The organism is Pseudomonas sp. CFII64 (assembly GCF_000416235.1).
Lineage (GTDB): Bacteria > Pseudomonadota > Gammaproteobacteria > Pseudomonadales > Pseudomonadaceae > Aquipseudomonas.
Genome location: NZ_ATLO01000011.1, coordinates 24,747 through 42,597, shown reverse-complemented (window position 1 = coordinate 42,597; position 17,851 = coordinate 24,747). Strand labels below are relative to the sequence as shown.

Genomic DNA, 17,851 nt, shown 5'->3' with positions numbered 1-17,851 from the left:
ATGGCAACCATCAAGGATGTAGCGGCGCTGGCAGGGATTTCCTACACCACCGTTTCCCACGTGCTGAACAAAACCCGGCCGGTCAGCGAACAGGTGCGGATCAAGGTCGAGGCGGCGATTGCGCAGCTGGATTACGTGCCCAGCGCCGTTGCCCGTTCGCTCAAGGCGAAAACCACGTCCACCATCGGCTTGTTGATCCCCAATGGGATCAATCCGTATTTCGCCGAACTGGCCCGGGGCATTGAGGATTACTGCGAGCGCAATGGTTTCTGCGTGATCCTGTGCAACTCCGACGACAACCCGGAAAAACAGCGGGGTTACCTGCGGGTGCTGCTGGAGAAGCGTGTTGACGGCTTGATCGTTTCCTCTGTTGGCGGCGACACCTGGCTGGCGGGGGGGCTCGCCGGTGTGCGTACGCCGCTGGTGATTGTCGACCGCGAGCTGGAAGGCGTCGCCGCTGATCTGGTGCGTATCGATCACGAGCTGGGCGCCTACCTGGCGACGCGGCATCTGCTCGACCTTGGTCACCGGCACATCGCCTGTATCCGGGGACCGGCGCAAACCAGCGTGGCTCAGCTGCGACTGGCCGGTTATCAACGTGCGATGCAGGAAGCCGGGATCGAAACAGCCGGGCACTGGATAGTAGAAAGCGACTACACCAGCCCTGGCGGTTATCAGGCGGCCGTGACGTTGCTGGAACGCGATCCGCCCACCGCGATATTTGCTGGTAATGACATGATTGGCATCGGCGTGCTGCGCGCTGCCGCCGAGCGCAATATTCGCGTACCACGGGATCTGTCAGTGGTGGGCTTTGATGACATCCAGATGAGTCAGTTCGTCTACCCGGCGCTGACCACTGTGGGGCAGTCGATCCTGCAACTGGGCGAGACGGCGGCGCAGTTATTGTTGCGGCGCATCACCGAACCTTGTGGCGGCGAGGTGCAGCAGGTGATCGTGGCACCGAGCATTGTCGTGCGTGAATCCACCGCGCCACCCACCAACGTATTCAATGAATTACGCTGATTCGGCGTAATGACCGGAAAAAAGAGTGCAGACGTCATGTCAGGAAAAGTAGTGGTAGTGGGCAGCTTGAACATGGATCTGGTGACCCGCGCTTGCCGCTTGCCCAAGGCCGGTGAAACCCTGGCGGGTGAATCGTTCGCAACGGTGCCGGGCGGCAAGGGCGCCAACCAGGCGGTGGCCGCAGCCCGTCTCGGCGCTCGTGTGGCAATGATCGGCTGCGTGGGCGACGATGCCTACGGTGAGCAACTGCGTGCGGCGCTGGTTGCCGAGCAGATCGATTGTCAGGCGGTGACAACGACGGCTGACGTGTCGACGGGAATCGCCGCGATCGTGGTCGACGCCAGCAGCCAGAACGCAATCATCATCGTGGCAGGTGGCAATGGGCTGCTGACGCCCAAGGTCGTGACGCGCTTCGATGCGTTATTGGCAGATGCTGATGTGGTCGTCTGTCAGCTTGAAGTGCCCATGGAAACCGTCTGCCATACGCTGACGCGCGGCCGGGAACTGGGCAAGACGGTGATCCTCAATCCTGCACCGGCTGCGGCGCCGCTGCCGGCGCAATGGTTTCCACTGATCGATTACCTGATCCCCAACGAAAGCGAGGCGGCGATCCTCACCGGCATACCCGTCGATTCCCTGAGTTCCGCAGAAACCGCCGCCAACGCGTTGCTCGCGGCGGGTGCGGCCAAGGTCATCATTACCCTGGGTGAGCTGGGCTCATTGTTCGCCAGCACCCAGGGCGTTCGGCATTATCCGGCACCTGCAGTCGTTGCCGTGGATACCACGGCTGCCGGCGACACCTTCGTGGGCGGTTTCGCCGCTGCATTGGCGCAAGGCCGTAATGAGGACGACGCCATACGGTTTGGTCAGACCGCAGCCGCGCTTTCTGTAACGCGCGCCGGGGCGCAGCCATCGATTCCAACCTCCCGCGAAGTTCAGGGGTTCAAGCCCGCATGAAAAAGACACCTTTACTCAATATCGCATTGTCCCGAGTCATCGCTTCCCTGGGGCACGGCGACATCCTGATGATTGTCGACGCCGGCATGCCGGTGCCTGCCGGTGTAGAGCTGATTGATCTGGCCCTGACCCGTGGTGTGCCTGACTTCGTCAGCGTGCTCGATACCGTGCTCTCGGAAATGCAGGTTGAAAGCCATGTGCTGGCCGAAGAAATGCTGCGCGTGCAGCCTCCGGCGCTGTGTGTGATTGAAGGCTTGAACCTGGATGGAGAACTGGGCGAGCAGCGCATGATGAGTCATGAGGCGTTGAAAGAACTGAGTCGTACGGCCCGGGCCATCGTGCGCACGGGGGAATGTCAGCCGTACAGCAATATCGCTTTGGTCGCCGGCGTGGTCTTTTGATCGGCGGTTTTCTTTGCAAACACTAAACCGGAAACAGGGAGTTTCTCATGCAAAATCTGTATCTCATCAAACAGCTGGTTCGGAGTCTATTGCTTGTGTCTTTTCTTAGCGCAACCGCCGTTCATGCCGCCGAAAAGCGCGATCTGATCATCGACACCGATCCTGGCGCCGATGATGTTGTGGCGTTGTTGCTGGCGCTGGCATCGCCCGAAGAGTTGAACGTACTGGCGATCACCACGGTGGCGGGCAACGTGCGCATCGACAAAACCTCGCGCAATGCCCGGCTGGCTCGGGAGTGGGCGGGCCGCGAAGAGGTGCCGGTCTATGCCGGGGCCTCCAAACCGCTGGTGCGCACGCCGATCTACGCCGAGAACATCCATGGCCAGGAAGGCTTGCCCGGTGTTGCGGTGCATGAGCCCAAGCAAGGCCTGGCACAGGGCAATGCGGTGGAGTACCTGATCGAGACCCTGACCAAGGCCAAGCCCCACAGCATCACGGTAGCGATGCTGGGTCCGCAGACCAATCTGGCCCTGGCGCTGGTTCAGTCGCCTGAAATCACCCAGGGCATCAAGGAAGTCGTGGTGATGGGTGGCGCGCATTTCAACGGCGGTAACATCACGCCGGTCGCGGAATTCAATCTGTTCGCCGACCCGCATGCGGCGCAGGTCGTGCTCGCCAGCGGCGTGAAGCTGACCTATTTGCCGTTGGACGTTACTCACAGGATTCTCACCAGCGAACCGCGCCTGGCGCAGATCGCGGCTTTGAATAATCAGGCCGGCAAGCTGGTGGGCGACATCCTCAATGAGTACGTCAAGGCGGACATGATCCATTACGGTCTGCCCGGCGGGCCGGTGCATGATGCCAGCGTAATTGCGTGGTTGCTCAAGCCGGAGCTGTTCACGGGCAAACAGATCAACGTCGCGGTCGACAGCCGTGAAGGCATTGGTTTTGGTCAGACAGTAGCCGACTGGTACGACACGCTCGGGCATGACAAGAATGTGTTCTGGATCGAAAACGGCGATGCGCAGGGTTTTTTCGATTTGCTCACCAGCCGACTTGCCCGATTGAAATAAGCGTCAGCTATCCTGCTGGGCCGGATAACGGCCCAGCACCTGACCTATGAAGGCTTGGGCGCCTTCGGTGCCCAGTTCCTTGACCAGCAAATCAATGGCAATGATTGCCAGTTCTTCCGGGCTGCCTGGGCTGTGTGCGCATTGTCCTTGCGGCCATTTGGCCTTGATGTTCGCATCGATGGAAACGACTGCCATTACTGTCTCGTCTTCTTTGAAATTCAGAGTCGGAGCGCCGCCCATTGCTTGTGGGACGGACAACCGTGCGCGCAGTTAAACATTTTCGACGTTTTTTGGCACTGCTACTTAGGCATGAGGTGCGGGCCATGGCAAACTCCCGGCAAATAGCCAAGGACAGATACCGTGCCAATCAACCTGACCGATCCTGCCGTGTTCACCCTTGATACAGTGCGCCAGATGCTCGCATCGGGTGACGACAGCGTGCACAACCAGCTACGCGTGAACAAAGCCGGTCTCGCCTGGCTTTCAACTAACGCTGTAGGCGGCGCGAATATCGAAGCACTGTCATTTCGCCTGGAGACGTGGTCTGCAGGCTCAGGCTGTGTAGGCCCTATCGCAGCCAGTGATGGCGTCTGGGTCATGCAGATCTACAACGCCCTGAAGGATAACTGGGCCGATCCACGTCTGGACTACGTAGACGTTTACTAATATTTAGTGACGATTTGCCTGCGCCTGTTCCAAAACCCTCGGGCACACTGCGCCTCTTTGAAGTCCTGGAACCTGCGAATCGCCTGACCCGCATAATGCAACCATCGGGTCGCAATGCGGTCGCAAGGGTTCTGGTTACGTTTATGTCAAAGGAGGCTGTATGCCGTGGAAGTTCGCATCACTGGGTTTGGTTGTCGCTGCATCGTTGCTGGCAGGTTGCAGCAGCAATCGTGAATCAAACTCGTCCGAATCAAGTCCTTCCGCGCCCGTTGCCGCAGCGGCGGGTACTCGCTGTGATGCTGCCGCTGCCCAGTTCGCCGTTGGCCAGCAGGCTTCTGCTGCGTTGCTGGCTCAAGCCAAGAGCAAGGCCGGGGCGCAAGACGCGCGCTTCATCGGTCCCAACGACATGGTGACCCTGGAATACCGTTCTGACCGTGTCAATCTCAATACTGAAGCGGGCGGCAAGGTTGCCCGGGTCAACTGCGGCTGATTTGGCAGGAATAGCGCCCATAAAAAAACCCGTCTAGCGAGACGGGTTTTTTTTGGCCGGGTGGATTACTCCGCGCGAACCTGAGCAGCTTGCATGCCCTTTTGGCCTTTCTCTGCAACGAAAGAAACGGTCTGGCCTTCTTTCAGGCTTTTGAAACCGTCGCTTTCGATAGCTTTGAAGTGTACGAACAGGTCGTCACCGCCACCCTGTGGAGTGATAAAGCCGAAGCCTTTCTCATCGTTGAACCATTTTACGGTGCCGGTTTGGCGATTAGACATGGTGTATCTCCAAGAACATAATTTTTCAGTAGTACGTGCTGCTCAGGCCAACTGGGCACACCGGGCTATCATAGTCCAATTGTGGGAATGTGGAGTCATTTCGGTAAGAAGATTGAGTACTAGTCGCAAATAAGTCTGGCATTAGGCGTTTATAGCGTCCTGAAAACGAGGTTTGAAAACCGCCTCGGTCGCTCTCGGACCACCCGCGCAAGCCACGATCCACGCGGAGTTCAGCGGAGCCAGCTGGTGCTGCACCGCTGTGCCATCGCCGACTCGTGGCATCGACAAAATAATTTTATTTTTTTGTCTGAACGCAGTTGTCCGCAACGACTTTCTGCAGTCGGGCGGTCAATTTCTCATCCGGCGCCTTGGTGGTGTCCTTGAGTCGAGCGATCTCGGCGTTGCTGAAATTCTTGTCGACCTGATCCGCACCACATTCGCAATGGGTCTTGGCTGAATTCGCATCCAGCTTTTGTCCAGCTGTCGTGGCGCATTGAGTGATGAACATGTTGCGTGTGTCCTTGTCCATCGCGGCATGGGCGCTCATTGGCAAGGCCAGGGCGACGGGGGCCAGCAGGGCCAGAATTCGTAACAGCTTCATGACGTTCTCCTTTATAGGGACAGTAGAGACTCGTGCAGGCTCTCCGACCATCTGACGGTGATCAGCGGCGCCAGTTCAGCGCGAGATGCAAATCCATCGACGCAGGTGCCTTGCTGGAATTCATTTGTGCACCCGTGCATGTCATTTTGCCCAGCTGTGGTAGGATGCGCGTCCTGTAGATTCGCTGGTCGGTGACAATTGAACGATTGTCCGGCCTGAACAGGTCCATTTTTCAAGTCCAATCCAGTCATCTGGTTCGGTTCAAGGTCGCCCGAAACGGCTCCTGCCACTGTGAGGCAGGCACACCACCGGATCAATTACTGGCTCATCCCAACCCACGTGACCTTTGGTAGGGGTCACCACTAGGAGAGGAGGCGCCATGCCCACCATTACTCTTCCCGATGGCAGTCAACGTTCTTTCGATCACCCGGTTTCCGTAGCCGAGGTTGCGCTTTCCATTGGCGCAGGTCTTGCCAAGGCCACCGTTGCCGGCAAGGTTGACGGTCAACTGGTCGACGCCAGTGATCTGATCGAAAACGACGCAACGCTGCAAATCATCACGCCCAAGGATCAGGAAGGCCTGGAGATTATCCGCCACTCCTGCGCTCACCTTGTCGGCCACGCAGTCAAGCAGCTGTATCCGACCGCCAGAATGGTGATTGGCCCGGTTATCGATGACGGCTTCTATTACGATATTGCCTACGAGCGCCCGTTCACGCCTGACGACATGGCGGCGATCGAGCAGCGCATGCAACAATTGATCGAAAAAGACTACGACGTCATCAAGAAGGTCACACCGCGTGCCGAAGTGATCGAGGTGTTCACTGCCCGTCACGAAGACTACAAGCTGCGACTGGTCGAAGACATGCCCGAGCAGCAGACCATGGGCTTGTACTATCACGAAGAATACGTCGACATGTGCCGCGGTCCGCACGTGCCGAACACGCGTTTCCTCAAATCGTTCAAGCTGACCAAGCTGTCCGGCGCCTACTGGCGCGGCGACGCGAAGAACGAGCAGCTGCAGCGTGTCTATGGCACGGCATGGGCTGACAAGAAACAACTGGCTGCTTATATCCAGCGCATTGAAGAAGCCGAAAAACGCGATCACCGCAAGATCGGCAAGCGCCTTGGGCTGTTCCATACCCAGGAAGAAGCGCCGGGCATGGTGTTCTGGCACCCGCAAGGCTGGACGCTGTATCAAGTGCTTGAGCAATACATGCGCAAAGTGCAGCGCGAGAATGGCTATCTGGAGATCAAGACTCCGCAGGTGGTTGATCGCTCCCTGTGGGAGAAGTCCGGACACTGGGCCAACTACGCCGAGAACATGTTCACCACTGAGTCCGAGAACCGTGATTACGCCATCAAGCCTATGAACTGCCCATGCCACGTGCAGGTGTTCAATCAGGGCCTGAAGAGCTACCGCGAGTTGCCGCTGCGTCTGGCCGAGTTTGGTGCCTGCCACCGTAACGAGCCATCCGGTGCGCTGCACGGCATCATGCGCGTGCGCGCCTTCACCCAGGACGACGCCCACATCTTCTGTACGGAAGAGCAGATGCAGGCCGAGTCGGCGGCGTTCATCAAGCTGACCCTGGACGTGTATGCGGACTTCGGCTTCAAGGACATCGAGCTCAAGCTCTCGACTCGCCCGGAAAAGCGTGTCGGTTCCGATGATCTCTGGGATCGCGCCGAGAGCGCATTGGCCGCGGCACTGGACAGCGCGGGCCTGCCTTACGACCTGCAACCGGGTGAAGGTGCGTTCTACGGTCCGAAAATCGAATTTTCGTTGAAAGATTGTCTCGGTCGTGTGTGGCAATGCGGTACATTGCAGCTCGATTTCAACCTGCCTATCCGGTTGGGTGCCGAGTACGTCTCGGAAGATAACAATCGCAAGCATCCGGTCATGTTGCACCGTGCAATTCTCGGATCCTTCGAGCGTTTCATCGGGATTTTGATCGAGCATTACGAAGGTGCATTTCCGGCCTGGCTGGCTCCTACTCAAGCAGTGATCATGAATATCACTGACAAACAGGCAGATTTTGCCCTTGAAGTAGAAAAAACTCTGTCTGAAAGCGGGTTTCGTGCCAAGTCCGACTTGAGAAATGAAAAGATCGGCTTTAAAATCCGCGAGCATACTTTGCTCAAGGTTCCTTATCTTTTGGTTATCGGAGATCGGGAAGTCGAAATGCAAACTGTCGCTGTGCGTACACGTGAAGGTGCTGACCTTGGCTCGATGCCGGTCGCCCAATTCGCTGAGTTCCTCGCACAAGCGGTTTCCCGGCGTGGTCGCCATGATTCGGAGTAATTACTATTAAGCGTGAAATGAGACAAGATAAACGAGCTGCACCGAAGGCCCCGATCAACGAGAATATCTCGGCACGTGAGGTTCGTTTAATTGGGGCTGAGGGTGAGCAGCTTGGGATTGTGTCAATTGAAGACGCGCTTCTTAAGGCTGAAGAGGCCAAACTGGATCTGGTGGAAATTTCCGCCGATGCAGTACCACCTGTCTGCAAGCTGATGGACTACGGCAAATCGATCTTCGAGAAGAAGAAACAGGTTGCCGCTGCCAAGAAAAACCAGAAGCAGATCCAGGTTAAAGAAATCAAGTTTCGTCCAGGGACGGAGGAAGGGGATTACCAGGTAAAACTGCGCAACCTGGTACGTTTCCTGAGTGATGGGGACAGGGCCAAGGTATCCTTGCGATTCCGCGGCCGTGAGATGGCCCACCAGGAGCTGGGCATGGAGCTGTTGAAGCGGGTTGAAGCTGACCTGCTCGAATACGGCGCCGTGGAGCAGCATCCTAAGATGGAAGGACGCCAGCTTATTATGGTCATCGCCCCGAAAAAGAAGAAATAACCACCAGGGCACGGCAGGCCTTATGGTTATGTTTATCAACTGAATGCGGAGTATCCGAACATGCCAAAGATGAAGACTAAAAGTGGTGCAGCTAAGCGGTTTTTGAAAACTGCTAACGGCATCAAGCACAAACACGCTTTCAAGAGCCACATTCTGACCAAAATGTCGACTAAGCGTAAGCGTCAACTGCGCGGTAGCAGCTTGCTGCATCCGTCTGACGTTGCAAAAGTCAAGCGCATGCTGCGCCTTTGCTGATTTTTTGATCAAGAATAGAGGAAGTAACTCATGGCTCGTGTAAAGCGTGGCGTCATTGCCCGTAAGCGTCACAAAAAAATTCTGAAACTTGCTAAAGGCTACTACGGCGCGCGTTCACGCGTATTCCGTGTTGCCAAGCAAGCGGTAATCAAGGCAGGCCAATACGCCTACCGTGACCGTCGTCAGAAAAAACGTCAGTTCCGCGCTCTGTGGATCGCTCGTATCAACGCTGGTGCACGTATCAACGGTCTGTCCTACAGCCGTTTCATCGCCGGCCTGAAAAAAGCGTCCATCGAGATCGACCGTAAGGTTCTGGCTGATCTGGCAGTGAACGAAAAAGCGGCGTTTGCTGCGATTGTCGAGAAAGCTAAAGCCACCTTGGCCTAAGTCCCCGACAATCACCGGGCCCCAGCTTCTGGGGTTCGGTGTTAAACGTCATAAATAGGGGAAGAGCCTTTTAAGCTCTTCCCCTATTTCGTATCTGGAGTCTGTACATGGAAAACCTGGACGCGCTGGTCTCTCAAGCACTTGAGGCTGTGCATAGCGCCGAAGATATCAATGCCCTGGAGCAAATCCGGGTCCACTACCTTGGCAAAAAAGGTGAGCTGACTCAGGTGATGAAGACCCTGGGAAGTCTGCCGGCCGAAGAGCGCCCGCAAGTCGGCGCGCTGATCAACGTTGCCAAGGAGCGTGTCACAGAGGTTCTCAATGCCCGCAAGGCGTCGTTCGAGGAGGCGGATCTTGCTGCCAGACTCGCCGCCGAGTCCATTGACGTGACCCTGCCTGGCCGCGGACAGACCTCCGGTGGTCTGCATCCCGTTACCCGTACTCTGGAACGTATCGAACAATTCTTCACCCACATTGGCTACGGCATCGCCGAAGGCCCTGAGGTGGAAGACGATTACCACAACTTCGAAGCGCTCAACATCCCAGGCCATCACCCGGCCCGTTCGATGCATGACACCTTCTATTTCAACGCGAACATGCTGTTGCGCACCCATACCTCGCCGGTTCAGGTCCGCACCATGGAAGCGCAGAAGCCGCCGATCCGCATCGTCTGTCCAGGCCGTGTGTACCGTAGCGACTCTGATATCACCCATTCGCCGATGTTCCATCAGGTCGAAGGCCTGCTGGTCGATCGCGACATCAACTTCGCTGACCTGAAAGGCACCATCGAAGAGTTCCTGCGCGTGTTCTTCGAAAAAGAGCTGGCGGTGCGTTTCCGCCCTTCGTACTTCCCGTTCACCGAGCCATCCGCTGAAGTCGATATGGAATGCGTGATGTGCAGCGGTAAAGGCTGCCGCGTCTGCAAGCAGACCGGCTGGCTGGAAGTCATGGGTTGCGGCATGGTTCATCCGAACGTGCTGCGCATGTCCGGCATTGATCCGGAAGAGTTCTCGGGCTTTGCCTTCGGCATGGGCGTTGAGCGTCTGGCCATGCTGCGTTACGGCGTGAACGACTTGCGTCTGTTCTTCGATAACGACTTGCGGTTCCTCGCGCAATTTCGCTAGTCGTAACGAATCTTTAGGAGAGCAGGATGAAATTCAGTGAACAATGGTTGCGTGGCTGGGTAAGCCCGCAAGTTTCCCGCGACGAGCTGGTTGCTCGTCTGTCGATGGCCGGCCTCGAAGTCGATAGCGTCACGCAGGCTGCTGGTGTATTCAGCGGCGTGATCGTCGGCGAAGTGCTGAGCACCGAACAACACCCCGATGCCGACAAACTGCGCGTTTGCCAGGTCAGCAACGGTTCGGAAACCTTTCAGGTAGTCTGCGGTGCGCCAAATGTGCGTGCGGGCCTGAAAATTCCGTTTGCCATGATCGGCGCCGAATTACCCGGCGACTTCAAGATCAAGAAGGCCAAACTGCGCGGCGTTGAATCCAACGGCATGTTGTGCTCCCAGTCCGAGCTGCAAGTGGGCGAGGGCAATGACGGCCTGATGGAGCTGCCTGCCGACGCCCCGGTGGGTGAGGATATCCGTGTCTACCTCGAACTGGACGATGCCAGTATCGAAGTCGACCTGACCCCGAACCGTGGCGATTGCCTGTCCGTGGCCGGTCTGGCTCGTGAAGTCGGTGCGCTTTATGCCGCTCAAGTCACCGTGCCTCAGGTTGCGCCGGTTGCCGTGGTTCACGATGAAGTGCGCTCGGTGGAAGTGCTGGCACCAGACGCTTGCCCGCGTTACCTGGGTCGGGTAATTCGCAACGTCGACCTGTCCCGCCCGACTCCGCTGTGGATGATTGAGCGCCTGCGTCGTTCAGACGTGCGCAGCATCGACGCGGCAGTCGATATCACCAATTACGTCATGCTCGAACTGGGTCAGCCGCTGCACGCGTTCGACCTGGCTGAAATCAATGGCGGCATTCGTGTGCGCATGGCGGAGGAGGGCGAGAAGCTCGTTCTGCTGGATGGCCAGGAAGTCAGTCTGCGTGCCGACACCTTGGTCATCGCTGACCATCAGCGTGCGTTGGCCATTGCTGGTGTGATGGGGGGCGAACACAGTGGTGTTTCCGCCAAGACTCGCGACATCTTCCTTGAAAGCGCGTTTTTCGATCAGATCGCCGTCGCTGGCAAGGCCCGTTCCTATGGCCTGCACACTGATGCTTCGCACCGCTACGAGCGTGGCGTGGACTGGCAATTGGCTCGCAAGGCCATGGAGCGCGCCACCGGCCTGCTGCTGGAAATCACCGGTGGTGAAGCCGGGCCGGTCATCGAAGCGGTCAGCGAGCAAGACTTGCCGTCGATTGCCCCGGTAACATTGCGTGCTGATCGCATTGAACAAATGCTGGGCATGCCAATGGACTCGACAGAAGTCGAGCGTCTGCTGACCGGGTTGGGTCTGGAAATTTCGTCAGAAGTCGCCGGGCAGTGGCAGGTCGAAGTACCGAGCCATCGCTTTGATATCTCGCTTGAAGTCGACCTGATCGAAGAACTGGCGCGTCTTTACGGCTACAACCGCCTGCCGGTTCGCTACCCGCAAGCACGTCTGGCTCCGCAGGCCAAGGCTGAAGCGCGCAGCGATCTGCCTGAACTACGTCGTCTGCTGGTGGCCCGTGGTTATCAGGAAGCGATCACTTACAGCTTTATTGATCCGAAGCAATTCGAATTGTTCAGCCCCGGCGTCGAGCCACTGTTGCTGGCCAATCCGATCTCCAACGACATGGCGGCGATGCGTGCTTCGCTGTGGCCGGGTCTGGTCAAGTCCCTGCAGCACAACCTCAATCGCCAACAGGATCGGGTTCGTTTGTTCGAAAGCGGTCTGCGTTTTGTCGGTCAGCTGCAAGGTTTGAAACAAGAGCCGATGCTCGCCGGTGTCGTCTGCGGCAGCCGTCTGCCGGAAGGCTGGGCGCAGGGCCGCGACGTGGTCGACTTCTTCGACGTCAAGGCAGATGTTGAAGCAGTGCTCGGTTTTGCCGGTGCACTGGATTCGTTCTCATTCGTGCCGGGTAAACACCCAGCATTGCACCCTGGGCAGACTGCGCGCATCGAGCGTGATGGTCGCGAAGTGGGCTATGTTGGCGCCATCCATCCTGAATTGTCGAAAACCCTCGGCCTTGATCGTCCGGTCTTCGTTTTCGAGCTGGTTCTGACTGAAGTAGCACTCGGAAAAATGCCAAAATTCCAGGAGTTATCGCGCTTTCCTGAAGTGCGTCGTGACCTGGCATTGCTGGCGGATGAGGGCGTCGCAGCCAGCGCAGTTCTTGACGTTATTCGAGAAAATGCAGGCGAATGGCTCACAGACCTCAGGTTATTTGACGTTTACCAAGGTAAAGGCATTGATCCGCATAGAAAAAGCCTTGCAGTCGGCTTGACCTGGCAGCATCCATCGCGCACTCTTAATGACGATGAGGTAAATGCGGCGACGCATAAAATCCTCACCTCTCTCGAGGAACGGTTAAACGCCACGTTAAGGAAGTAGCGTATGGGGGCTCTGACGAAAGCTGAGATGGCCGAACGTCTGTACGAAGAGCTGGGCCTGAATAAACGAGAAGCCAAGGAATTGGTTGAGCTGTTCTTTGAGGAAATCAGGCACGCTCTGGAAGATAACGAGCAGGTGAAATTGTCCGGATTCGGCAATTTCGACCTGCGCGATAAACGCCAGCGGCCTGGTCGAAATCCAAAGACCGGGGAAGAAATTCCGATTACGGCTCGCCGTGTGGTTACTTTCCGTCCGGGGCAGAAGTTGAAGGCCCGAGTTGAGGCTTATGCTGGAACCAAGTCATAACGACGAGCTACCGCCCATTCCAGGCAAACGTTACTTCACCATCGGTGAGGTCAGCGAGCTCTGCGCGGTAAAACCGCACGTTTTGCGCTATTGGGAGCAGGAGTTTCCTCAGCTCAACCCGGTCAAGCGCCGCGGAAACCGTCGGTATTATCAGCGCGAGGATGTGCTGATGATTCGCCAGATTCGCGGTTTGCTCTACGAGCAAGGCTTCACCATCGGTGGTGCCCGCTTGCGGATGACCAACGGTGACACTGAAGATGACTCTCAGCAGTACAAGCAATTGTTGCGGCAAATGATTGCCGAGCTGGAAGATGTATTGGTGGTTCTGGCTAACTAGCCACCTTCCAGGATACTTCCATAATTCAAAAGCTTAGGGTATATTCCTCGAAGTTTTCGCACAGAGCGAAGCTGATACACGCCTAGTCGGGGCGTAGCGCAGCCCGGTAGCGCACTTGCATGGGGTGCAAGGGGTCGAGTGTTCGAATCACTCCGTCCCGACCATTTATTTATCATTGACTTGGCCCAACCTGAAAAGGTTGGGCTTTTTCATGTCTGAAAATCGCTTCACATAGCCCGGCGTATACCGAGAGGTTCTTGGCAGAGCGGGGAATTACAGAATTGCTGCTTGTCGAAAAACAGCCCGCTTAAAGGCCTGCGACACCTCTAGCCCGCACCGAAAACAATTGCTTACATATAATCGACGAGTTAAACGCTGCGTCTGTAACATCCAGTGTTAGCTTACGGCGCTTGATCGGGCCCGAGATGCACAGAATCCACTTATGCGCGTCAATATTCCCAGTTTCCCGGCCCTCGGTGTCTACTTCGCACTGACCTGCCTTTTTGCCGCCGCGTGGTTCACCCACCCCGGCAACATCCACTCCTCCTTTGCCCTGATGAATCCGGTGCTGGCGGTGGCGGGCCAGGTTGCCAAGCCCATCTACACCAGCCGCTTCGCTTCGTCCGGGCTGGTGGATTTCGTGCATTCCTCGGCGGTCACCGCCTTGCCGGACGGCAGCCTGATGACGGTCTGGTTTGCAGGTTCGCGCGAAGGCGCGGCAGATGTCGAGGTTCGTTCTGCGCGTTTTGATGCAGGCTCCGGCGAGTGGGGGGCTGAGCAGGTGTTGGCGACGCGGGATTCGACCCAGCGCGGTACGCAAAAATACATTCGCAAGTTGGGCAATCCGGTGGTCGCACTGGCGCCGGACAACCGCTTGTGGCTGTTCTACGTGTCGGTGTCCATGGGCGGCTGGGCGGGCAGCGCCGTCAACGTGATGGTGTCGGACGACTTCGGTCGACAATGGTCCGAACCGCGCCAGCTGATTACTTCACCTTTCTTGAACATCAGCACGCTGGTGCGCTCGGCCCCGGTGTTTCATGCGGACGGCTCCATTGGCTTGCCGGTTTACCACGAGTTTCTCGGCAAGTTTGCTGAATACCTGTACCTCAGCGCCGACGGCGACGTGATCGACAAATTCCGTATCAGTCACGGTAACAATTCGCTGCAACCCACCGTGGTTCCGCTGGATGGGCAGCGTGGTATCGCCCTGCTGCGTTACGCCGGGAACATTCACCACCGCGTGCTGGCAACCCGCACCGAAGACGCTGGGCAAACCTGGAGTGAGCCTTATCCGCTTGCCCCGTCCAATCCAAATTCTTCACTGGCGGCCATTGTCACGCCCGAGCACGGCCTGCTGGTCGCGCTCAACGACCTGCGGGACGGCCGTTTCAAACTGAGCCTTTACGGCACCGACGCGAAAATGGATGACTGGCGATCGCTGCGCGACCTGGACAAATCCCCCGATCCGGAGGGCAATCCGTTTTCACCTGAAGCCTACAAGGAAATCATCGGTGATCAATTTCGAGGCTCCAGCGGGGCGGTGCGTCTGCCGCTTGAGGCAAAGTTCCTGAGCAATCTCGACACACGGGTGTGCACCACGCGCGGGTGTGAATTCGAATATGAATATCCGTATTTCATCCGCAGCCCCGACGGGATGTATCACGTGGTTTATTCCTGGAATAACACCTTCATCAAGCACGTTACCTTCAACGATGCATGGCTTTCCGAGCGTATCAATTGATCAACCTGTGGCAGGCCCACGTCAGTTTCGCCATGCTGATCTTTTTGCTGCTGCCTTCGTTCGGCCTGAACAAGCCCCTGCGCGTCGTTGTGCTGTTTGCTCTGCTGGCATGCAGTTTCATCGTGCTGGACGGTTTGTCGTTGGCAACCTATCTGCGCAGCTACATTGATGACCTTGCCACCACGTCAATGGTGTTGATGCTGTGGGGATGTTTGCGCAAGCTGGAGTTACTGCCGCCCGCGCGTCGCTCTGTTACCGGCGTATTGATCATTTTTGCCGTGATGGCGCTGGTGCTGTACCCGGCAACCCTGGGTTTGAGTCATCTGGACCCTTATCGCTTTGGCTATAGCCCGCGTCCCATGCTGATGGTTTTTGCAGCGCTTACGCTGGGCCTGTTTTACCTGCGCAACGGCCTGGCTGTGGTGATGCTCGCCAGCGCAACGCTGGCCTTCAATGTCGGGATAAAGCCTTCGCAAAATTACTGGGACTATCTGGTTGATCCGCTGCTCGGTCTGTTCTGCTGCATGGCATTGCTGATGCGTGGCGCGCTCTGGGTGTATAGCCGCGTCAGACGCTCTCGCGCTCCGGCGCTTGCTGGCGAGACAACTTGAGCTTCACGACATTATTTAACAGGGGAGCAGGAATGGGTTGGTTGCACGCGAGACGCTTGCATTATTGGCTAGGCGCAACAGTACTTTTATTTGCGCTGTTCGCTGTGCTGAGGATGGTGTTTTTCCTGGGTTTTTCCGGCTTCGACGCTCAAGCCTTGAGCGACCAGAGCGCAGTCCTGGAAACCCTGGGCATCGGCTTACGTTTCGACTTGCGCCTGGCCATCCTGGTCATGCTGCCGGTGGCAGTGCTGGCCTACATACCTCGCTGGAACCTGCTCGGCAGCCGTGCGCTGCGCTGGCTGGCGCGAGGTTATCTGTGCGCAGCCCTGGGCATCATCCTGCTGATCTACATCATCGACCTGGGCCATTACGCGTACCTGGGCGTGAGAATCAACGCCACCGTTTTGCGTTTTCTGGAAGATGCGCAGATTTCCCGCGACATGGTCTGGCAAACCTACCCGGTCATCTGGATTTCCCTGGGATGGCTGCTGACAGTCGCACTGATGACGCTGATCCTGGTGAGGCTCGAACGCCTCACTCTGGATCGGCCCCGCAGGATCATTCATCCATTGTCCGCGACCTGGGGCGGTGCGCTGATGGTGGTGTTGGTGCTGATGGGCATTCTGGGCCGCGTCGAAAACATGAACCTTGAAAATCCGGTGCCGCTGCGCTGGAGCGATGCGTTTTTCTCCGGCAACAATCAGATTGCTGCACTGGGTCTGAATCCGGTGATTTTCCTCTACGACACGGTCAAGGTCGGCCAGTCTCGTTACGACGAAGCGCAGGTGCGTGAACATTACCCGGTGATGGCCAAGTATCTGGGCGTCGACAAGCCGGATGCGCAAACCCTCGACTTCGTGCGGCATCAGGCGCCGCAGCCCTACAAAGTACCCGGCGGCCGGCCACCGAACGTGATGTTCGTCATGCTTGAGTCCCTGGGCACCAGCGCGGTTGGCGCGTATGGCAACCCGATCAACCCGACGCCGAACATTGATCGACTGGCCAGCCAAAGCTGGTTCTTCGAGCATTTCTACGTGCCGGTGACGGGCACCGCGAAAACCGTCTGGGCGAGCATTTCCGGGGTGCCGGACGTTACTCGTCAGGAGACGGCCACGCGTAACCCGCTCATTACCCGCCAGCACACACTGATCAATGCCTTCACTGGCTACGAGAAGATCTACACCATTGGCGGTAATTCCGGCTGGGCGAACATGAATGCCCTGATCCGGCAAAGCATCGATGGCGTGCGTCTGTTTGAGGAGCGCGACTGGAAGTCCCCGGTGGTGGATGTCTGGGGTATTTCAGATCTGGACCTGTTCAAGGAAACCGACCAGATTCTGCAAGCGCTGCCCAAGGACAAACCGTTTTTTGCGTATGTGCAGACGGCTGGCAATCACCGGCCGTTCACGATTCCCAAAACCAACGACGGGTTTGAGGTCAAGCATCCGACCCTGGCTGAAGTGCAGGCGGCAGGCTCGCGCAGTGTCGAGCAGTACAACGCCGTGCGCCTGCTGGATTTCAACATCGGGCGCTTGATGGAAATCGCCAAAAAGGGCGGGTACTACGAGAACACCATCTTCGTATTGTTTGGCGACCACAACACACGTATCGCGCAGATCCCGTTCCTGGCGCCGGCTTACGAGCTACTGGGTCTGGAAAGCAACGCAGTGCCGATGATCATCCACGCGCCCGCTTTGCTGGGAGTACGCAACGTCAAGGAAGCGGTCGGTCTGGTGGATTTGCTGCCTACGGTTGCGGGGATGGCTGGCCTTGAGTTCCGCAACAGCGGTCTGGGGCGCGACATTCAGCAGCCTGCGCCTGAAGGTGAGCGTGTGGTGCCGCTGGTCTTGCGTGAAGGGACCTTCCCGCTGATCGCCGGTGTCACGCAACACTACATGGTGCAGATGCAGCACGATGGCAGCTCGCCAACGTTGCACGACCTGGCATCACCGACGCCACTGGATGACGTCTCCGCGCAAAACCCGAGCGAGTTCAAGCGCCTGTCCGAGCTGACGCGCGGCATGCACGAAACCTCGCGGCTGATGCTGTATCAGAACGTGCGCAAGTGAGCTGTGGAGGTTGCCGGGGTCAGGAAATGATCTCGTCGTGACCGGATTCAGCGGCCAGTTTCAAGCGGTCAGCTTTACTCACGTATTTGGACTTGCCCGCCGGTGCCAGTTTGGCGCTGGCCTTTTTGGCATGAGCCTTCAATAGCTGTTGTATCTTTTTGCGACGGTTCATATCTTCTACCCGGCTTGTAAGTTCCTGAATGACGTCAGGTTACAATGCGCCGCCAGAAACATCGAGATGGAATCTCTTGGACGTCCGCCATTCGGAACGGGG

Annotated in this window: 21 protein-coding genes and 1 tRNA gene; 18 read left to right on the top strand and 4 right to left on the bottom strand. The window is 57.4% G+C overall.

What is annotated here, in order from left to right; all coding sequences use genetic code 11:
• From CFII64_RS07125 to CFII64_RS07110, 4 genes are read left to right on the top strand one after another with little or no spacing between them, the layout of a single operon-like run.
• The gene (locus CFII64_RS07125) at window positions 1-1,023 is read left to right on the top strand and encodes a LacI family DNA-binding transcriptional regulator (RefSeq protein ID WP_020290110.1); all 1,023 of its coding nucleotides are present in this window, start codon (window positions 1-3) and stop codon (window positions 1,021-1,023) included.
• A 36-nt stretch (window positions 1,024-1,059) separates the two neighbouring features.
• Window positions 1,060-1,980, top strand: coding sequence for a ribokinase (gene rbsK, locus CFII64_RS07120; protein ID WP_044901227.1), 921 nt, complete (start codon window positions 1,060-1,062; stop codon window positions 1,978-1,980).
• Window positions 1,977-2,381: a D-ribose pyranase gene (gene rbsD / locus CFII64_RS07115; protein WP_020290108.1), complete on the top strand. Its 405-nt coding sequence runs from the start codon at window positions 1,977-1,979 to the stop codon at window positions 2,379-2,381. The genes rbsK and rbsD overlap by 4 nt, the downstream gene beginning before the upstream one ends.
• 47 nt (window positions 2,382-2,428) lie before the next feature.
• Entirely contained in the window at window positions 2,429-3,454 is a 1,026-nt protein-coding gene (locus tag CFII64_RS07110) for a nucleoside hydrolase (RefSeq protein WP_020290107.1), read from the top strand.
• Window positions 3,455-3,457: 3 nt separating this feature from the next.
• Here CFII64_RS07110 and CFII64_RS07105 read toward each other — a convergent pair whose 3' ends face one another.
• The gene (locus CFII64_RS07105; protein ID WP_020290106.1) at window positions 3,458-3,649 is read right to left on the bottom strand and encodes a hypothetical protein; all 192 of its coding nucleotides are present in this window, start codon (window positions 3,647-3,649) and stop codon (window positions 3,458-3,460) included.
• Between the two features lie 165 nt (window positions 3,650-3,814).
• Here CFII64_RS07105 and CFII64_RS07100 point away from each other — a divergent pair, with 165 nt between their 5' ends.
• Window positions 3,815-4,120, top strand: a complete 306-nt coding sequence (locus CFII64_RS07100) for a hypothetical protein (RefSeq protein ID WP_020290105.1) — start codon at window positions 3,815-3,817, stop codon at window positions 4,118-4,120.
• 160 nt (window positions 4,121-4,280) lie between these two features.
• The gene (locus CFII64_RS07095; protein WP_020290104.1) at window positions 4,281-4,610 is read left to right on the top strand and encodes an I78 family peptidase inhibitor; all 330 of its coding nucleotides are present in this window, start codon (window positions 4,281-4,283) and stop codon (window positions 4,608-4,610) included.
• Between the two features lie 65 nt (window positions 4,611-4,675).
• On the opposite strand, the gene CFII64_RS07090 is transcribed toward CFII64_RS07095, so the two are convergent.
• Together CFII64_RS07090 and CFII64_RS07085 are read right to left on the bottom strand one after the other, a co-directional pair.
• On the bottom strand, window positions 4,676-4,888 hold the full coding sequence (locus tag CFII64_RS07090; protein WP_007905882.1) for a cold-shock protein: 213 nt from the start codon (window positions 4,886-4,888) through the stop codon (window positions 4,676-4,678).
• 295 nt (window positions 4,889-5,183) lie between these two features.
• Window positions 5,184-5,489: a hypothetical protein gene (locus tag CFII64_RS07085; RefSeq protein WP_020290103.1), complete on the bottom strand. Its 306-nt coding sequence runs from the start codon at window positions 5,487-5,489 to the stop codon at window positions 5,184-5,186.
• A 379-nt stretch (window positions 5,490-5,868) separates the two neighbouring features.
• Between CFII64_RS07085 and thrS the strand changes: the two genes are divergently transcribed.
• The 12 genes from thrS to CFII64_RS07025 all read left to right on the top strand — a co-directional run bounded on the left by thrS (window position 5,869) and on the right by CFII64_RS07025 (window position 17,577).
• Window positions 5,869-7,791, top strand: a complete 1,923-nt coding sequence (thrS, locus tag CFII64_RS07080) for a threonine--tRNA ligase (protein WP_020290101.1) — start codon at window positions 5,869-5,871, stop codon at window positions 7,789-7,791.
• On the top strand, window positions 7,791-8,342 hold the full coding sequence (gene infC / locus CFII64_RS07075; RefSeq protein ID WP_170826312.1) for a translation initiation factor IF-3: 552 nt from the start codon (window positions 7,791-7,793) through the stop codon (window positions 8,340-8,342). Before thrS ends, infC begins: the two co-directional genes overlap by 1 nt.
• A gap of 60 nt (window positions 8,343-8,402) precedes the next feature.
• Window positions 8,403-8,597: a 50S ribosomal protein L35 gene (gene rpmI, locus CFII64_RS07070; protein ID WP_003442181.1), complete on the top strand. Its 195-nt coding sequence runs from the start codon at window positions 8,403-8,405 to the stop codon at window positions 8,595-8,597.
• 30 nt (window positions 8,598-8,627) lie between these two features.
• Entirely contained in the window at window positions 8,628-8,984 is a 357-nt protein-coding gene (gene rplT, locus CFII64_RS07065; RefSeq protein WP_007905879.1) for a 50S ribosomal protein L20, read from the top strand.
• Window positions 8,985-9,091: 107 nt separating this feature from the next.
• Window positions 9,092-10,108 (top strand): phenylalanine--tRNA ligase subunit alpha, encoded by a 1,017-nt coding sequence (gene pheS, locus CFII64_RS07060; RefSeq protein ID WP_020290099.1) that lies wholly within the window; start codon window positions 9,092-9,094, stop codon window positions 10,106-10,108.
• A 26-nt stretch (window positions 10,109-10,134) separates the two neighbouring features.
• Window positions 10,135-12,513, top strand: a complete 2,379-nt coding sequence (gene pheT, locus CFII64_RS07055) for a phenylalanine--tRNA ligase subunit beta (RefSeq protein WP_020290098.1) — start codon at window positions 10,135-10,137, stop codon at window positions 12,511-12,513.
• A 3-nt stretch (window positions 12,514-12,516) separates the two neighbouring features.
• Window positions 12,517-12,819, top strand: a complete 303-nt coding sequence (gene ihfA, locus CFII64_RS07050) for an integration host factor subunit alpha (protein WP_002553164.1) — start codon at window positions 12,517-12,519, stop codon at window positions 12,817-12,819.
• On the top strand, window positions 12,800-13,156 hold the full coding sequence (locus tag CFII64_RS07045; protein WP_020290097.1) for a MerR family transcriptional regulator: 357 nt from the start codon (window positions 12,800-12,802) through the stop codon (window positions 13,154-13,156). Before ihfA ends, CFII64_RS07045 begins: the two co-directional genes overlap by 20 nt.
• 87 nt (window positions 13,157-13,243) lie before the next feature.
• Window positions 13,244-13,320 (top strand) — tRNA-Pro (locus CFII64_RS07040).
• Window positions 13,321-13,598: 278 nt separating this feature from the next.
• Window positions 13,599-14,897 carry an exo-alpha-sialidase gene (locus CFII64_RS07035; RefSeq protein WP_020290096.1) on the top strand — a complete coding sequence of 433 codons (1,299 nt, stop codon included), beginning with the start codon at window positions 13,599-13,601 and terminating at the stop codon, window positions 14,895-14,897.
• Complete coding sequence (locus CFII64_RS07030) at window positions 14,894-15,508, top strand: hypothetical protein (protein ID WP_020290095.1); 615 nt, start codon at window positions 14,894-14,896, stop codon at window positions 15,506-15,508. Before CFII64_RS07035 ends, CFII64_RS07030 begins: the two co-directional genes overlap by 4 nt.
• 32 nt (window positions 15,509-15,540) lie before the next feature.
• A complete protein-coding gene (locus tag CFII64_RS07025) occupies window positions 15,541-17,577 on the top strand; it encodes an LTA synthase family protein (RefSeq protein ID WP_020290094.1) in 2,037 nt (678 codons plus the stop codon).
• Between the two features lie 19 nt (window positions 17,578-17,596).
• On the opposite strand, the gene CFII64_RS29245 is transcribed toward CFII64_RS07025, so the two are convergent.
• On the bottom strand, window positions 17,597-17,749 hold the full coding sequence (locus tag CFII64_RS29245) for a DUF2986 domain-containing protein (RefSeq protein ID WP_020290093.1): 153 nt from the start codon (window positions 17,747-17,749) through the stop codon (window positions 17,597-17,599).
• Between the last annotated feature and the right edge of the window lie 102 nt (window positions 17,750-17,851).

What these genes read in the sequence shown, in the direction of transcription:
- CFII64_RS07125 (WP_020290110.1), top strand. Translation starts at nt 1, where the DNA reads ATGGCAACCATCAAGGATGTAGCGGCGCTGGCAGGGATTTCCTACACC.
- rbsK (WP_044901227.1), top strand. Translation starts at nt 1,060, where the DNA reads ATGTCAGGAAAAGTAGTGGTAGTGGGCAGCTTGAACATGGATCTGGTG.
- rbsD (WP_020290108.1), top strand. Translation starts at nt 1,977, where the DNA reads ATGAAAAAGACACCTTTACTCAATATCGCATTGTCCCGAGTCATCGCT.
- CFII64_RS07110 (WP_020290107.1), top strand. Translation starts at nt 2,429, where the DNA reads ATGCAAAATCTGTATCTCATCAAACAGCTGGTTCGGAGTCTATTGCTT.
- CFII64_RS07105 (WP_020290106.1), bottom strand. Translation starts at nt 3,649, where the DNA reads ATGGCAGTCGTTTCCATCGATGCGAACATCAAGGCCAAATGGCCGCAA.
- CFII64_RS07095 (WP_020290104.1), top strand. Translation starts at nt 4,281, where the DNA reads ATGCCGTGGAAGTTCGCATCACTGGGTTTGGTTGTCGCTGCATCGTTG.
- CFII64_RS07090 (WP_007905882.1), bottom strand. Translation starts at nt 4,888, where the DNA reads ATGTCTAATCGCCAAACCGGCACCGTAAAATGGTTCAACGATGAGAAA.
- CFII64_RS07085 (WP_020290103.1), bottom strand. Translation starts at nt 5,489, where the DNA reads ATGAAGCTGTTACGAATTCTGGCCCTGCTGGCCCCCGTCGCCCTGGCC.
- thrS (WP_020290101.1), top strand. Translation starts at nt 5,869, where the DNA reads ATGCCCACCATTACTCTTCCCGATGGCAGTCAACGTTCTTTCGATCAC.
- rpmI (WP_003442181.1), top strand. Translation starts at nt 8,403, where the DNA reads ATGCCAAAGATGAAGACTAAAAGTGGTGCAGCTAAGCGGTTTTTGAAA.
- rplT (WP_007905879.1), top strand. Translation starts at nt 8,628, where the DNA reads ATGGCTCGTGTAAAGCGTGGCGTCATTGCCCGTAAGCGTCACAAAAAA.
- pheS (WP_020290099.1), top strand. Translation starts at nt 9,092, where the DNA reads ATGGAAAACCTGGACGCGCTGGTCTCTCAAGCACTTGAGGCTGTGCAT.
- pheT (WP_020290098.1), top strand. Translation starts at nt 10,135, where the DNA reads ATGAAATTCAGTGAACAATGGTTGCGTGGCTGGGTAAGCCCGCAAGTT.
- ihfA (WP_002553164.1), top strand. Translation starts at nt 12,517, where the DNA reads ATGGGGGCTCTGACGAAAGCTGAGATGGCCGAACGTCTGTACGAAGAG.
- CFII64_RS07045 (WP_020290097.1), top strand. Translation starts at nt 12,800, where the DNA reads ATGCTGGAACCAAGTCATAACGACGAGCTACCGCCCATTCCAGGCAAA.
- CFII64_RS07035 (WP_020290096.1), top strand. Translation starts at nt 13,599, where the DNA reads ATGCGCGTCAATATTCCCAGTTTCCCGGCCCTCGGTGTCTACTTCGCA.
- CFII64_RS07025 (WP_020290094.1), top strand. Translation starts at nt 15,541, where the DNA reads ATGGGTTGGTTGCACGCGAGACGCTTGCATTATTGGCTAGGCGCAACA.
- CFII64_RS29245 (WP_020290093.1), bottom strand. Translation starts at nt 17,749, where the DNA reads ATGAACCGTCGCAAAAAGATACAACAGCTATTGAAGGCTCATGCCAAA.